This window comes from Brucella tritici (assembly GCF_008932285.1).
Lineage (GTDB): Bacteria > Pseudomonadota > Alphaproteobacteria > Rhizobiales > Rhizobiaceae > Brucella > Brucella tritici.
This window is the reverse complement of record NZ_WBVY01000002.1, coordinates 613,916-629,855: the sequence shown is the minus strand read 5'-3', so window position 1 is coordinate 629,855 and position 15,940 is coordinate 613,916. Positions and strand designations below refer to the sequence as shown.

The following is a 15,940-nucleotide window of genomic DNA, read 5'->3' as shown; positions in this document are numbered from 1 at the left end:
GAACCGGCACATGAAATTCTTCCGCAGTACCGAATTCATCATTGCCTGCGTGTTGTTCACGGCGATGGTTATTATCGGCCTCATCAATCCGGCTTTCTGGTCGCTGGACAATATCTTCGGCCTTCTGCGCTCCAACGTCGTGATCGGTATCATGGCGCTCGGTGTGTTGCTTGTGATGATTTCCGGCGGCATCGACGTCTCTTTCACCGCCTTTGCCATCGCGGCCATGTATCTGACCGTCCGCGCCATGGTCTATCTCGGCTATGACGGCGTGTTCATTCCATTCGTGGCGGCAACGCTGATCGGCCTGCTGCTTGGCGCTTTCAACGGTTTCATCATGCATCGCTTCAAGATGATCCCGCTGATCGTAACGCTCGGCACCGGTTCCATCGTGCGCGGGCTGGTGCTGGGCCTTGTCGGCACCAGCATCGTCAACATCAACAAGATGCCGAAGGAACTGATCGAATTCGGCAAGACGGATGTGATCTCGCTGACATCGGCCTCCGGCACGGCATTCGGACTGACCGCAATGTTTGTCGTCTATCTGGCGCTGGCCCTGCTGATCCACCTGATCCTCAATTATACGATGATCGGGCGCAGCGTTTATGCCTATGGCGGCTCGCCGGAAGCGGCAAAGCGCGTCGGCTTCAATACGCGCCGCACGATCTTCTTCGTCTATTGCGTGGCTGGAGCGCTTGCAGGCTTCGCGGGCCTTCTGCATTCCTCGATGATCTGGCTTGCCAATCCGCGCGATTTCGTCGGGCTGGAGCTGGACGTGATCGCAGCCGTGGTTCTGGGTGGCGCGTCAATCTTCGGCGGACGCGGCACCGTTCTCGGCACGCTGATGGGTGTTTTCATGCTCGTCATGGTCAAGAACTCACTCATCATCATGAAGGTGGACACCACATGGCAGCGCGTCGTGGTCGGCCTCATCATCATCATCGCCACAGCCATCACCGCATGGCGTGACCGCAAAAGCATCGCCTAGAGCATGATTCCCAAAAGTGGAAACCGGTTTTGGGATAAAATCATGCTCAAACAAAGGATTAGAGCGTCATGGCGCTTCAACTTAAACACCTGCCGCTCTAGGGAGAACGCGACATGAAACAGTCTTTCGACATGCGCCGCATCCTTGGCGGAGACAACAACATCATCCAGCTCATCGTCATTACCGTGCTGGTCTTTGCGCTGATGACCTGGATGAATCCAGACAAGTTCCTACGCTATTACAACTTCGAATCCATCAGCTACATCATGCCGGAGCTGGGCATCCTCTCCGTCGCCATGATGATTGCCATGCTGACGGGCGGCATCGACCTGTCGGTGGTGGGCATCGCCAATCTGGCGGGCATCGTCGCCGGGGTTTATTTCCATTCCTCCATGGTGCAGGCGGCGCAGGCCTCCGGCTCGGGAATGCTGTTCTACACCATCATCGGCATATTGCTTGCCCTGCTGGTCGGGCTTGTAGCGGGGCTGGTCAACGGCCTGCTGATCGCCAAGCTGCGTATCACGCCGATCCTTGCCACACTCGGCACCGGACAGGTGTTGATGGGGCTTGCCCTGGTTCTGACCGGTGGCCCGGCCATCGTCGGCTTCCCCGATGCGTGGAACTGGGTCGGCAATGGCAAGCTGTTCGGCATCGCCACGCCTTTCCTGCTCTTCATCGCGGTGTGCATCGTCGTGGCAATTCTCCTGGCACGCACGACGCTCGGCATCAATCTCATGCTGATCGGCACCAATCCGCGTGCTGCCGTCTTTGCCGGTATCCGCAAGGATCGCATGATCCTCTATTCCTACATGCTCACCGGCGTACTTGCTTCCATAGCCGGGATCATTCTTTCAGGCCGCACCAATGCCGCCAAGTCGGACTATGGCGCATCCTATCTGCTGCAAGCCGTTCTGATCGCCGTTCTCGGCGGCACCAATCCGGCAGGCGGAAAGGGGCGCGTGCTGGGTATCGCGATCGCACTGATTGCACTGATGCTGCTTTCCTCCGGCTTCCAGATGATGCGGTTCTCCAACCACCTCATCGATTTCATCTGGGGCGCTTTCCTTATTCTCGTCATCGCGATCAACGCATCGCGCAATCAGGGCAGGTGACCCCTTATGCAGGACATCGAATTTCATCTTCGCCGTCAGGATTTCGTCCAACAGCCGCATGTCATCGCCAATACCTATGGCCTCAGCGTCACGGCCTTTCGCTATCCAAGCGGCATAGAGGCGCTGCTGGTCGAGAATGAACGCGGCAACCTCATCGTGCTGCCCTTCATGGGACAGATGATCTGGGGCGCGGAGTTTGACGGCGTCGATCTGACCATGGGAAACAGCTTCTCCATGCCGCGCCCGGCAACCACTATTGTCGAGACCTATGGCTGCTTTGCGTTCCATAGCGGCATCCTGCGCAATGGCTGTCCTTCGCCTCAGGACAACCATCTTCTGCACGGCGAAATGGCCTGCGCGACGATGGACAAGGCCGGTCTTCTCTTTGGCCATGACGAGCGCGGCGCCTTTGTCGAAATCACCGGTGAATATGAATATGTGATGGGCTTCGGCGCGCATTATCTGGCACGACCAAGCGTGCGGCTTTATGCCGATGAAACACTGTTCGACATCACTATGGACGTGGAGAATCTTTCATCCGCTCCGATGGAGCTGATGTATATGTGCCACGTCAATTTTGCCTATGCAGAAGGCGCGCGGATCGTCCAGCCGGTGCCCTATACGCCGGATCACGTGCAGGTGCGCACAGCCGTTCCGGGCCATGTGACACCCAATGATGACTACCTGTCGCTGATCGACGAGTTGGCCTCCGATCCAGCCGCGATGGAAGTGCTGGACGAACCGGAGCGCTACGATCCCGAGCAGGTCTTCTATATTCGCGGACTGCCGAAAGATGCCGAAGGCAACACCCATCTGATGATGCAGCTTCCCGAGGGCGACGGATTTGGCATTTCCTACCCGACCGAAATCTTCCCAAAAACCGTGCGCTGGATTCTCGTGAACGGGGATGCCCAGGTTGCAGCCTTTGCCCTGCCCTCGACCTGCGAGCCGGAAGGCTATCTGGCGGAAAAGGCCAAGAACAATGTGCAGGTACTGGCATCGGGCGAGCGCGCCGTTTTCCCCGTGCGCGTCGGCTATCTCGATACAACCGCCGCCGAAGAATTTGAAGCCTCGATCAAGGCACTCTGAAATTTCAAAGGAACATCTCATGACCAGAAAGATCGGAGTGGTCGGCTCCAACATGGTGGACCTCATCACCTATGTGAACCGTATGCCCGGCCCCGGCGAAACGCTGGAAGCCCCGACATTTGAAATCGGCTGCGGCGGCAAGGGCGCCAATCAGGCCGTGGCTGCCGCACGCCTTGGCGCAGATGTGATGATGGTCACGCGGGTGGGCGACGATATTTTTGCCGACAATACCATCCGCAACCTGAACCAGTTCGGCGTCGATACGCGCCATGTGCGCAAGGTTCCCGGCAAATCGAGCGGCGTGGCCCCCATCTTCGTCGAGCCATCGGGCGAAAACTCGATCCTGATCGTCAAGGGCGCCAATGCCGATCTCCTGCCTGCCGAAGTCGACAAGGCTGCCGACGATCTGAAAACTTGCGGCCTTATCCTGATGCAGATGGAAGTCCCGGTTGAGACCGTCTATCACACCATCGCTTTTGCTGCTGAAAACGGTATCGAAACAATTTTGAATCCTGCCCCTGCTGCCGCTGATCTTGATCCAGAACTTATCCGGCAGGTAACCTTTCTCGTGCCGAACGAGAGCGAATTGGCAATCCTCTCCGGCCTGCCGACCGGCACGGACGATGAAATCGTCACTGCGGCGCGTTCGCTCATCGCACGTGGCATCCGCACCGTCATCGTCACGCTCGGCGGACGCGGTGCGCGCATGATTACAGCAAGCGAAATCGTCAATATTCCACCGGTCAAGGTCACGCCAAAAGACACGACCGGCGCGGGCGACGCTTTTATCGGCTCCTTTGCCCGCTTCTACGCCGGGACCGGCAATGTGGAAGCCTCGCTTCGCAAAGCAGCGCTCTACGCGGCCCATTCCATCACCCGGCCCGGCACGCAGAAAGCCTATGCCAGTTGGGAAGAATTCGAAACGTTCTGCCGCGATCACGCCCCCTCGACCGAACGCGCCTGATCGCACTTGAACGTAATTGAACCTATGAACGGACAATGAAATGACCGAAGCCCTCCCCCGCAATAACGGGACACCTCTCAAGCTGGAATGGTTTGAGGATGTGTCCGTCAACCGCAGCGCTTCCGAGCGCCGCGCCGCGACGATCAGTGCTCGCCGTTCGGTGAAAAAGGAATATCAGGCGGCGTGGCTCATCCGCGCCATCCAGTGCATAGACCTCACCACGCTTGCAGGCGATGACACGGCAGGGCGCGTGCGCAGGCTCTGCGCCAAGGCGCGCCGTCCGGTGCGCGAGGATATTCTGGAAGCGCTCGGCCTTGCAGATGCGGGCATCACCACTGGCGCGGTCTGCGTTTATCCCACCATGGTAGCCCATGCCGTGAAGGCGCTTGAAGGTTCCGGCATTCCGGTTGCTTCGGTGGCGACGGGATTTCCCGCCGGTCTGACACCGCTGCCACTTCGCCTTGCGGAAATCACCTACGCCGTCGAACAGGGCGCGGATGAAATAGACATCGTGATTACGCGTGAGCATGTGCTGACGCAGAACTGGTCAGCCCTCTACGACGAGATTGCCGCTATGCGCGAAGTCTGCGGTGATGCACATATGAAGGCGATCCTCGCTACCGGCGATCTCAACACGCTGACCAATGTTTATCGCGCCTCGATGGTAGCGATGCAGGCAGGCTCCGATTTCATCAAGACCTCGACGGGCAAGGAAGACGTCAACGCCACCTTGCCGGTGAGCCTGACCATGGTGCGGGCACTGCGCGATTATGGCGAGCTTTCCGGTGAGAGCGTCGGCTTCAAGCCTGCCGGTGGCCTCAAGACCGCAAAGGACGCGCTCGCCTGGCTCACGCTGATGAAGGAAGAACTCGGCAATCGCTGGCTGGAGCCCGATCTGTTCCGCATCGGCGCATCGTCGATGCTTGGCGATATCGAGCGGCAATTGGAGCACTTCGTGACCGGGCGCTACTCCGCCGCCAACCGTCACGCTGCTGCTTAAACCTGGAATTTCGCATTCTCCTACGCAAAACCGCTTCGCACTTTTGCTGGAAATGCTCGTAAGGAAAATTGAAATGCGACCCATCAAGGACATCCTGAAGACCATGGAATATGGACCTTCCCCCGAAGCAAACGGCGATGTGAACCTGTGGCTGGAACAGCATGGGCGTTCTTTCGGCCACTATATCAATGGCTCCTTTATCAAACCGGAAGGCCGCAACTCGATTGCGGTTGCCAATCCGGCCAATGGTGACAAGCTCGCCGAAATCATCTGCGGCAATGCGGATGATGTCGATCAGGCGGTGAAAGCCGCCCGCACCGCTTTCGGCAAATGGTCCAAACTTTCGGGCTACGAGCGGGCCAGATATCTCTATGCCATCGCGCGCCATATTCAGAAGCGCGAGCGTTTTCTGGCCGTGCTGGAAACCATGGACAACGGCAAGCCGATCCGCGAAACCCGCGACATCGACATTCCGCTCGCCGCCCGTCACTTCTATCACCATGCAGGCTGGGCCGAGATGGTGGAAGATGAATTTAAGGGCTTTTCGCCCGTTGGCGTCTGCGGTCAGGTCATTCCGTGGAATTTTCCGCTTCTCATGCTTGCCTGGAAGATCGCGCCAGCTTTGGCCGCCGGTAATACAGTTGTTCTGAAGCCTGCGGATCTGACGCCGCTTTCGGCCATTGCCTTTGCCGAAATCTGCCATGAAATCGGCCTGCCCGCCGGTGTGATCAACATCGTGCAGGGTGATGGCACCACCGGCGCGGAAATCTGCGGCCATGACGGCGTGGACAAGGTAGCCTTCACCGGCTCGACGCAGGTTGGCCGCGTCATTCGCGAGCAGATTGCCGGATCTGGCAAGAAGCTGTCGCTGGAACTGGGCGGAAAATCGCCCTTCATCGTCTTTGAAGATGCCGATCTCGATGCCGCTGTTGAAGGCGTAGTCGATGCCATATGGTTCAATCAGGGCGAAGTCTGTTGCGCAGGTTCGCGCCTGCTCGTGCAGGAAGGCATTGCCGACCGCTTCTATGCCAAGCTCAGAAAGCGCCTTGAAAACTTGCGCGTCGGCGATCCGCTCGACAAATCCACCGATGTCGGCGCCATCGTTTCAGCCGGTCAGGTGAAGCGCATTTCCGATCTCATCCAGAAAGGCATCGAGGAAGGCGGCGAGCTGTGGCAGACGCCGAACCCGCTGCCAGCAAAGGGCAATTATATCGCTCCCGGCTTCTTCACCGATGTGGATCAGGCATCAACCGTTTGTCAGGTGGAAATTTTTGGGCCGATTGCGGCAGCAACAACCTTCCGCACGCCAGATGAAGCCGTCTCGCTCGCCAACAATACGCGCTACGGGCTGGCCGCGTCGATCTGGTCGGAAAATATCAATGTCGCGCTGGATCTCGCAGCACGAGTCAAGGCCGGTGTCGTCTGGATCAACTGCACCAATATGCTGGATGCTGGTGCAGGTTTCGGTGGCTATCGCGAAAGCGGGTTCGGTCGTGAAGGTGCACGCGAAGGCATGTACGAATATCTCGTCTCCGATTGGGAAAAGGCACTGTCCGCGACCAAGATTGCGGAAGCCTTCGTGCCATCAGCTTCGCCCTCCGGCGATGACAAGATCACCATCGGCGGTATCGACCGCACGATGAAGAACTATATTGGCGGCAAGCAGGCACGTCCGGATGGCGGCTATAGCTATTCGGTCACTGGCAAGGGCGGCTCGGTCATCGGGCAGGCAGGCATCGGCAACCGCAAGGACATCCGCAATGCGGTGGAAGCGGCGACCAAAGCTGGAAGCTGGGGCGCAGCCACGGCGCATAACCGGGCTCAGGTACTCTATTATCTTGGCGAAAACCTTGATGCGCGCCGCGCGGATTTCGTGGCACGGCTGATCGAAAGCACCGGCATCAGCGAAAAGAAAGCGGAAGAGGAATTTGAAACAGCACTGCGCCGCATATTCTATTACGCCGCGCAGGCCGACAAGTTCGACGGAGCGGTTCATTCCACCAAGTCGCGTCATGTGACATTGGCGATGAACGAACCCTGGGGCGTGATGGGCATCGTCTGCCCTGATGAAGCGCCGCTTCTTTCGCTCGTCTCTCTGGTCTTGCCGGCAATCGCCATGGGTAACCGAACGGTCGTTGTACCATCGAGCCGTCATCCGCTGATCGCCGGTGATTTCTATCAGGTGCTCGACACATCCGATGTGCCGGGCGGCGTGGTCAATATCGTCACCGGTGAACGCGATCTTCTGACGAAGACGCTTGCCGAACATGATGACGTTGCAGCGCTCTGGTATTTTGGTTCACGCGAGGGCAGCGCCATGGTCGAAAAGGCGTCAGCAGGCAATCTCAAGGCCACGTGGGTCAATAATGGCCGCCTGCCGAACTGGCTCAACAAGACCGAAGGACAGGGCCGGGACTATCTGCGCCGCGCCATTCAGGTGAAGAATATCTGGGTGCCTTACGGGGCATAGATCAAAACCAAAAGGCCCGCTCCGGCGGGCCTTTTGATGCAGGGTTTTCGCACTTATTGCGGCACCCACAAAATAGTGTCGGGATTGATCCCCAACAGGAGAGCCTGTGCGACCGCTCGCGCCTTCAGTTCTCCGCCTGCCTCAGGCTCGCGTGAAAGTACCCAGAAATAGCTCGGCGTAGAACCGACAATGATCGACCACTGGTAATTGTCTTCATCGATATCAACGATATTATAGCCACCGTAGAAGGGCCCTCATCGGCAGATCGCACAAAACGGGCAGTTCCTGTGGCTTGCGTCCAGCGTCCCTTCCACGGATCGAAGCCACGATTGACCACTTTGACGGTTTGATCGGGGTTCAATGAATATTCCGCTGTCGTCCGGGTCAGGCCGCGCTCGAAACGATTTTCAAGGCGCCCGACCTCGTACCAACGGCCCAGATAGCGCGTGAGATCGAAGGGTTTTACCGGCACGATACCCTTTGGAATCTGCGGCGAGCTTGCCCGCGTCAGCGCATATCCCACCGCCAGCCCTGTCAGACCAAGAGCAAGCTTTCCAAATCTCATCGTCTTCCCTTCCTTTGTTGCATGAAGAGACAAACCGATGTGATGGCGATTGGTTCCGAACCGCAAACAACGCAGGCTTCCGCAGCGTCATCCCACTGTCATGCAATCGGAATAGAAGCTCCCAATCTATTTGGATTGTGGGAAAATGTTGCATTCCTCGAATATTAAAGCGGATATCGCCGTTCAGGCTGAAGGGCTGAATCTGGCCTATGGTCCGGCCACCATATTGAAGAATATCAATCTTTCACTGCCGAAGGGACAGACGCTCGCTTTGCTCGGGCCATCCGGTTGCGGCAAGACAACCCTGCTCCGTCTCGTGGCTGGCCTTCTCGCCCCGACGAAGGGCTCAATCACAATCAACGGCGTCACCGTCGCCGATGCCAAGACAGGATCGTTCATTCCACCTGAGAAGCGCCATCTCGGCATGGTGTTTCAGGATTATGCGCTCTGGCCGCATATGACTGTTTTCGGCAATGTGTCCTTTCCGCTCGAAATGCGCGGCCTTGGCCGTGCGGAACGCGAAAAACGCGTTGCCTCGGCACTTGATCGCGTCGGCCTTTCAGGCTTCGGCGAGCGTGCCATCAGCGATATGTCGGGCGGCCAGCAGCAACGCGTCGCCATTGCCCGCGCCATCGTCGCCGAGCCGGGACTGGTATTGTTCGACGAGCCGCTTTCCAATCTCGACCGCGAACTGCGCGAAAACATGGTCACCGAGATCGGACAGCTTGTCGCCAATCTCGGCCTGACCGCGATCTACGTCACCCACGACCAGAGCGAAGCTTTCTCGCTTGCCGATCAGGTGGCTGTCATGCGCACCGGCGTGATTGAGCAGCTGGCCGCACCCGAAGCACTCGTCGCAGAACCGACAACACCGGAAGTCGCAGATTTTCTGCGGCTCGGCTGTGTCGTCCCTGTGGAGCGGTGTGAAAACGCCTACAGGATTGCGCGCACCGGTATCCACATCGCCCGTGGCTCTCATGCGGGACAGGCAACGCATGTGCTTTTGCCGTCGCGCTCGGTTCGCAGCGTGCCCGTCCATGAAGCTGCAATCCCGGCAACGGTCCTGCGCTCGCAGTTTCGCGGCGACGGTCATCTGACCACTGTGCGTATCGGCTCGCAGCAGGACGGTCACGAACTGACCTATCTCGACAGCATCCGTCTTTCACCCGGCGTTCCGGTCGGCATTTCCGTCGATGCCAGCCAGCTACGCTGGTTCTCAAAATAGACCATTCCATCAGGAATATCTCAGGAGGCAAACATGAAAAAATCCATTCTCGGCGCGGGGCTTGCGCTTGTCACCGCTTTGCTGGCCAGCACTGCGGCCTATGCAGATATCACGGTTTACTCGGCTGGTCCGGGCAGCCTGATCGAAAAGCTTGCCGCAGGCTTCACCGCCAAGACCGGTGCGAAGGTCAATGTTTTTCAGGCAACGACCGGTAAGGTCATGGCGCGCATCGAAGCGGAAGCCGCTAATCCGGTTGTCGACGTTCTGATCTCGGCCTCGTGGGATACGGCAACCGACTTCGCCAAGCGTGACTGGTTGGTCGCCTATACCAGCCCGAACGCCGAAAAAGTGCCGGATTTCCTCAAGAATGAAATGGCGGTCGCGCAGGGCGTCTCTGCCCTCGGTATCGCTTGGAACCCTGCAAGCAAGACGCCGAAGCCCGCCGAATGGGCGGATCTCACCAAGCCTGAATACAAGGATCTCGTCAATCTGCCGGACCCGGTACAGTCGGGAGCGACCTTCGAGCTCGTTGCCGCCCTTCAGGCGCAACAGGGTTGGGACCTGTTCCGGAACCTGCACGAGAACGGCGCAACTGTCGCCGGTGCCAATGCAGAAGCTTTGAACCCCGTCCTTCAGGGCGCCAAGGCCGCCGTGTTCGGTGCCGTCGATTACATCTCGCTCGCGGGCAAGGCCAAGAGTGAATCCATCGACGTCATTTTCCCAACATCCGGCACAGTGATTGCACCGCGACCGGCCATGATCCTCAAATGGTCGAAGAACCAGGACGAAGCCAAGCAATTCATCGATTATATGCTGTCCGACGAAGGCCAGAAAATGGTTGCCGACACCTATCTGATGCCGTCGCGTACCGACATTCCGGCCAATCGCCCGCTGATCGGCGACCTGAAAATCCTGCCGATCGACGCCAAGGAAGTTTATGGCAAGCGCGACGAAACGCTGAAGGAATTCGGCGCCGCTTTCGCAGTCAGCAACTAATACTTTGTGGGACAGACAGATATGAAGACAGGCAGTGCGGCGGCTGGCAATCCGCTCGGATTTGTTGCGGTAGCCGGGCTTGCATTCATTGTCGCGGTGCCGTTCGTCTTCATCGTCCTTCAGGCAATCTTTCCGCAACTGGGGAGAGGCTCGCTGGCCGAGCCTTTCCTGCATCTCTCGGCCCTGTTTGAAGACCCAAAACTTTTGCGCATGAGCGGCAATACCGTGCTGCTCGGGCTTTCGGTGGTGGTGCTTTCCGCCCTCATCGCCGTACCGCTTGCGGTGTTCCGGGCACTCTATAAGGTGCCGTTCGCCATGCTGTGGGACGTACTGATGCTCGTGCCGTTCATGATCCCGCCTTATATCGCCACACTTGGCTGGATCATGACCCTGCAGCCGCGCGGCTATCTTGAACAGCTCACAGGTTTCAATCTGGCTCCATTCCTGTTCTCGGTCGCAGGCATGAGCTTCGTCATGGCGCTGAACACGTTTCCGCTCGTCTATTTTGCGGTATCGCGCACGATTGAAGCAGTTGGCGCACGCTATTCCGATGTCGGACGGGTGTTCGGGGCTTCGCCGTGGCGCTCCTTCTTCCGTATCACCCTGCCGCTGGCAACGCCCGGCCTCGCTGCAAGTCTTCTGCTGGTTTTCGCGGCAGCCATCGAAGAATATGGTACGCCCGCAGCCCTTGGACGGCGTTCCGGCTTCGACGTTCTGGTGACGGAAATTGATCTCCGCATTTCCGACTGGCCTATCGACCTTGCGGGGGCTGCCGTCTTTTCGCTGGCGCTCGTCTGCCTGTCGCTGGCCGCCTTTCTGATCCAGCGCTGGATACTGACGCGCCGCTCCTATGTGACGACCGGTGGCAAGCCGCAGGCAAAGGACAAGCGCCCGCTCGGAGCCCTCACAATTCCCGCGGTGTTTCTGTTCGCTATCATCGCCTTTGCTGCAACCGGTGTTCCCCTGCTGGCCATTCTGGCGACCGCTCTTTCCAAAACCGTGTCTGGTGGGCTGACGCCATCGAACCTCGGCTTCGACAATTTTGCCGCCATTGCCGAAAACAGCGCTGGCGGCATGCGCGCACTGGTCAACAGCCTGTCGCTCGGTGTTGCAAGTGCCCTGTTGACAGGGTTGCTTGGCGCGGTTGCCGCCTATGCCGTAGTGAAAATGCGCTTTCGCGGGCGCTTCTGGCTCGACATACTGACCGTCCTGCCAAATGCCTTGCCCGGTGTCGTCGTCGCAGTCGGTCTCATTCTGGCATGGAACCAACCCATGCTGCCTGTCTCGCCTTACAACACGCCGCTGATCCTGCTGCTTGCCTATTGCTGCATTCTTCTGCCGCAGCCGATCCGCTATGCATCGGCTGCCTTCCACCAGATCGGCGACAATCTGGAAGCCGCGGCACGTGTTTGCGGCGCAAGCAGCTTCACCGCTTTCAGGCGCATCATGCTGCCGCTGATCGCACCCAGCCTGATAACGGCGATGCTACTCGTCTTTGCAGTGGCCACGCGTGAACTCGTCGCATCGATATTGGTGGCTCCGGTAGGAATGCAAACCATCTCGATCTTCATCTGGCGTCAGTTTGAGCAAGGCTCGGTCGGCCTTGGCATGGCCATGGCATTCATCGCCATTCTCATCACCACGCTTTTACCCTTGGTTCTCATGGGGTTGTTGAAGCGCTCCGGCCTCGTTAGAATTTGATCTTCCGTTCCCGATCGGGAAATGTGCAACAGCAGGGTCGAAATTCCAGCGCCTTGAAAAGCCGGGAGAACCGTTTTGACGAAGCAAGCCGTTGTCTTGAAAAGAGAAGAATGGGCGAGGCGCGACGACGCCTGGTCCGGGCGCGTCGAAGGTAAGAGATTTGGCACCGATGCGTCGATTATATTCTTCTCGACCGATGTTGTCGGGCATGGTCCCAAACTGCACCGGCACCCTTATGATGAGATTTTCATCGTTCGTCAGGGAAATGCGCTGTTCATTGTTGGCGACGAACAGATTGAAGTAACAGAAGGCCAAGTTGTCTTCGGTCCGGCAAACATACCGCACAAATTCGTCAACCTCGGGCCCGGACGTCTGGAAACAACCGATATTCACGTTGCCCAACAGTTCGAGCAGGAAGACCTCGAGTGAAACGGGGCACAATGCCTGCCCCCTGCATTTTGCAGAATTGTCTTGTCTTAACGCTGAAAGGTGATAATTTTAGTCATATTAATGCGACGATATCCCGACGCATTTCTCACGGACATTTCTGGCCATGAAGCCGGAATTTCAATGAAACGCTGTCACATACGGATCGGAACGTTTTGGGTTTCTGGCATTCGATGATCTGGCAAGCCGAAGGCATCCGGGTGGTTGCGCCGGTTCAATGGCGCGTGCTGGACGGGCTGGTCAGTGTCTATTGGGAGGCTGAAAGCCAGACAGGAGCAAATGGCTATTTCCTGTCGCACGATCCCCGCATCATGGTCTTTTTCCAGGATGTTTCGTCCAATATTCGCATATCGAACGACAGCAGCGCCCTTACCCAGCATCACCGCCCCATGACGCGTGCGATTTATATACCCGCTGGCGTACCGATGTGGACGAATACGGTTTCGCTTCACCGGTTTTCACACCTGAATCTGCATTTCCACAAGGATCGGCTGCTCAAATATCTAAGCCCGACACTCGGCACCTCCATGGCCATGGCCGCCATGCGCAGTCCAGTGGAAATTCAGGACCTTGGCGCTATAGAAACGCTTGCCCGCCTGCTTGTCGATGAAACAGCCAATCCGACAAAACACGGGCTTTATGCGGAAAACCTCATCGGCAGCATTCTGACCGGACTTCTCGATATACCGGGTGAGGACAACAAGCAAGGCTATGGCCGCCTCACCATGGCGCAGATGAACAAGCTGAACGCGCGGTTCGACAGTTGCAGTGATCGCCGGTTAAGTGTTGCCGAAATGGCGGCGGCAGTGGGCCTGTCGGAAAGCTGGTTCGCCAATGTCTTCAAGCAGACAACCGGAAAAACCCCGCTGCAATGGCAAATGGCAAAGCGCATCGATCTGGCGCAACAATTGCTGGCGGATAGCAACCTGACCGTCGCCGGCATCGCAGCCCAGCTCGGGTTCACCGATCAGGCTCATCTGACCAAGGCTTTCCGTCAGGTGGTGGGGGAAACGCCAGCCGCATGGCGGCGCTTCCAGTCGAACCGATAAACATTCCCGGATTGCAGGCTCCGCCACCTGCTTCCGGCGGTGCTGCTTATCCTACCAGGTGCGGCGAAGCGTTGCCGTGATCTCGCGACCGGGATTGTAGAAATCCGCTCCGAAGCCACCATAGGCGACGTATTTCTTGTCGAACAGATTGCTGACATTGACCTGAAGCGCCGAATTATCGAGGAACTCGTAGGTGAATGCGGCATCAAACACGACATTGCCGCTGGTGCCCGACGTATTGGCTGGCGTGAAGTAATACGCACCGATATAGCGGCCGCCGACACCGATTGTCATGTCGCCGCGACGACCGCTACCCTCGATCTTGTAGTTCGCCCAAAGCGAGGCAAGATGCTTGGAGACAAACTGTGGACGGTTGCCTTCATTGCCGCCAGTGCCGTTTTCGACGATCTCCGGGTCCATATAGGAATAGGCCGCGATCAGGTTGAGATTGTTCGTCAGTTCGGCCTTGGCTTCCAGATCGATACCGCGAACGCGAACCTCGCCAATCGTGGATGGCTGAAGCGTGATGGGATCGTTAACCGAAATATTGTTCTTGGTCAGGTCGTAAACGGACGCGGTGAACAGGGCCGGAAATGCGGTCGGCTGGTATTTCACGCCGACTTCGATCTGTTCGCCCCTCTCAGGATCGACGCCAATGGCCGGAGGAGCCACCGATTCAGCATAACTCGTATAGACCGCCCATTCATCGGTTACCCGATAGGTGAGGCCGAAGCGGCTGGTGAACTCGCTCAGATCGCCATCCGTCGTCTTGTTGCTGAGATTGTTTGTCTGCGACAAGTCGAGCCAATCATTGCGCAGGCCCACACTGGCGATCAGCTTTTCCGCGAATGTCAGATCCTGCTGGAAATAGATCGCCTTGGTCTTTTGCCTGGTCGATGTATTGCCGATAAGCGGCAGGCTGACCGGAGCACCGGTAAAGACCGGATTGGTCCAGTCGATGCTCGGCGCCGGGCCCCAGAGTGTCTTGTTGGTGGCCGAATAATTATTGTATTCGACGCCGGCCATCGTCCGGCTTTCGAACCGGTCAAAGCTCGTCTCATATTTGAGGTTCGCATCGCCCACGAAGTTCTCGGCTGAAGCTTCATTCCCGAAGAAATCGCGCTTGGCAATCGTGGAGCCATCGGTCGGCGTGGCCGAAATGTAAGCATAGCCGAAATCGGTGTCCTGCTTGCTGTAACGCCCGTTGGCACTCACGCTCAAACCATTGCCGAAATCGTGATCGAACATGGCGCTGACAGTATTTCTGTCGGTGCCGCGATAGTTGAAATCAGGTTCGCCGAAAAAGCGGCTGCGGTTGAAATTAGTGCCAACCGGATGCCCCCCGCTTCCGGGCACGCCATTGCGGTGAAGATGATCGAAGATCACCGTCAGATTGGTCGCATCGCTCGGACGCCACGTCAGCCCGCCCATGATGAACTTTTCATCGTCGCGCGAATAATCATATTCGGCGTCGGAATCCTTGAACTTGCCGGTGAGGCGATAGGACAGCGTTTCGTCGCCGGTCAGATTGTCACCGAAATCGAAGCCGACTTCCTTGTGGTTGAAGGAGCCGCCTGTGACATAGGCCTCGCCAAAGCGCTCGCGCTTCGGGCGCTTGGTCACATAATTGACCATGCCGCCCGGATCGGAAACACCGAAAGCCGTGGAACTGGCACCTTTCAGAACTTCAATCCGTTCAAACGCATATGGTTCTTCCCTTATGCCGCCAAAGGGACGGCCAAGGGACAGCCCGTCGCGATAGGTATTGGCATCGAAACCGCGGATCTGGAAAAAGTCGAACCGGTCATCCGACCCGTAGAAATTGGTGGAAACGCCTGCCGTATATTGCAGCACCTGCTCGACGGTCTGAGCGTTACGCTCCTGTATTTCCTTGGCGGTGATGACCGATACGGAGGCTGCCGTATCCATGATGTCCGTCGCCATCTTGCCGCCGCCGGTGGTTCTCGTCGCGACAATCGACTTGGAATCGTCGTCACGTCCGCCAGACCCATCAACCGTAATGGTCTTGAGCACTGTCGGCGCTTCCGTTGTCGCCTGCTGTGCCAAAACCAGACCCGGCATCGATACAACAAGCGCCGTGCATCCCAGAAGAATAGCCGTGCGGTAGTGAAGCCGGGTGGTTTTCTTCATCTCAGCGGTCTTTTCAATGTCCATGGTCAGGTCCGATATGCAGTTTGCGGCGATCGCTTTCGGCGACGGTTTTCAAATCGTGGAGACATCGACCAGCGTTGCGCTCAACGACCGGATGAGCCCGATCATCGAAGCCATAAAGAAACTGAAATTGTCCCCGGATCGCCACTAACTTGAGAATCT

General features: G+C 57.6%; 13 protein-coding genes and 1 pseudogene. 12 read left to right on the top strand and 2 right to left on the bottom strand.

From position 1 onward, the window contains the following. The first annotated feature begins 10 nt into the window (after positions 1-10). From F9K94_RS08300 to F9K94_RS08275, 6 genes are all read left to right on the top strand, one after another. Positions 11-988: an ABC transporter permease gene (locus tag F9K94_RS08300; protein ID WP_151644850.1), complete on the top strand. Its 978-nt coding sequence runs from the start codon at positions 11-13 to the stop codon at positions 986-988. Between the two features lie 113 nt (positions 989-1,101). Then, entirely contained in the window at positions 1,102-2,100 is a 999-nt protein-coding gene (locus tag F9K94_RS08295; RefSeq protein ID WP_061346757.1) for an ABC transporter permease, read from the top strand. A 6-nt stretch (positions 2,101-2,106) separates the two neighbouring features. Then, positions 2,107-3,189 (top strand): aldose 1-epimerase family protein, encoded by a 1,083-nt coding sequence (locus F9K94_RS08290; protein WP_151644848.1) that lies wholly within the window; start codon positions 2,107-2,109, stop codon positions 3,187-3,189. Positions 3,190-3,208: 19 nt separating this feature from the next. Further along, positions 3,209-4,153, top strand: coding sequence for a ribokinase (gene rbsK / locus F9K94_RS08285; protein ID WP_151644846.1), 945 nt, complete (start codon positions 3,209-3,211; stop codon positions 4,151-4,153). 40 nt (positions 4,154-4,193) lie between these two features. Beyond that, the gene (gene deoC, locus F9K94_RS08280; protein ID WP_151644844.1) at positions 4,194-5,153 is read left to right on the top strand and encodes a deoxyribose-phosphate aldolase; all 960 of its coding nucleotides are present in this window, start codon (positions 4,194-4,196) and stop codon (positions 5,151-5,153) included. A gap of 73 nt (positions 5,154-5,226) precedes the next feature. Further along, a complete protein-coding gene (locus tag F9K94_RS08275) occupies positions 5,227-7,623 on the top strand; it encodes an aldehyde dehydrogenase family protein (RefSeq protein WP_192799476.1) in 2,397 nt (798 codons plus the stop codon). A gap of 53 nt (positions 7,624-7,676) precedes the next feature. On the opposite strand, the pseudogene F9K94_RS24865 reads toward F9K94_RS08275, so the two are convergent. Further along, a pseudogene (locus F9K94_RS24865) lies at positions 7,677-8,188 on the bottom strand (lipocalin family protein). Between the two features lie 145 nt (positions 8,189-8,333). On the opposite strand from F9K94_RS24865, the gene F9K94_RS08265 reads away from it, so the two are divergent. The 5 genes from F9K94_RS08265 to F9K94_RS08245 all read left to right on the top strand — a co-directional run bounded on the left by F9K94_RS08265 (position 8,334) and on the right by F9K94_RS08245 (position 13,606). Next, on the top strand, positions 8,334-9,413 hold the full coding sequence (locus F9K94_RS08265) for an ABC transporter ATP-binding protein (protein WP_151644842.1): 1,080 nt from the start codon (positions 8,334-8,336) through the stop codon (positions 9,411-9,413). A gap of 33 nt (positions 9,414-9,446) precedes the next feature. Next, a complete protein-coding gene (locus tag F9K94_RS08260) occupies positions 9,447-10,409 on the top strand; it encodes an ABC transporter substrate-binding protein (RefSeq protein WP_151644840.1) in 963 nt (320 codons plus the stop codon). Positions 10,410-10,430: 21 nt separating this feature from the next. Further along, positions 10,431-12,110: an ABC transporter permease gene (locus tag F9K94_RS08255; RefSeq protein ID WP_151644838.1), complete on the top strand. Its 1,680-nt coding sequence runs from the start codon at positions 10,431-10,433 to the stop codon at positions 12,108-12,110. Between the two features lie 75 nt (positions 12,111-12,185). Next, on the top strand, positions 12,186-12,539 hold the full coding sequence (locus tag F9K94_RS08250; protein ID WP_061346765.1) for a cupin domain-containing protein: 354 nt from the start codon (positions 12,186-12,188) through the stop codon (positions 12,537-12,539). 173 nt (positions 12,540-12,712) lie between these two features. Beyond that, positions 12,713-13,606 carry a helix-turn-helix domain-containing protein gene (locus F9K94_RS08245; RefSeq protein ID WP_151644836.1) on the top strand — a complete coding sequence of 298 codons (894 nt, stop codon included), beginning with the start codon at positions 12,713-12,715 and terminating at the stop codon, positions 13,604-13,606. Positions 13,607-13,657: 51 nt separating this feature from the next. Here F9K94_RS08245 and F9K94_RS08240 read toward each other — a convergent pair whose 3' ends face one another. Beyond that, complete coding sequence (locus F9K94_RS08240) at positions 13,658-15,781, bottom strand: TonB-dependent siderophore receptor (protein ID WP_151644834.1); 2,124 nt, start codon at positions 15,779-15,781, stop codon at positions 13,658-13,660. Here F9K94_RS08240 and F9K94_RS24405 point away from each other — a divergent pair. Beyond that, positions 15,774-15,929: a hypothetical protein gene (locus F9K94_RS24405; protein ID WP_155723820.1), complete on the top strand. Its 156-nt coding sequence runs from the start codon at positions 15,774-15,776 to the stop codon at positions 15,927-15,929. The genes F9K94_RS08240 and F9K94_RS24405 overlap by 8 nt on opposite strands. The last annotated feature ends 11 nt before the right edge of the window (positions 15,930-15,940 follow it).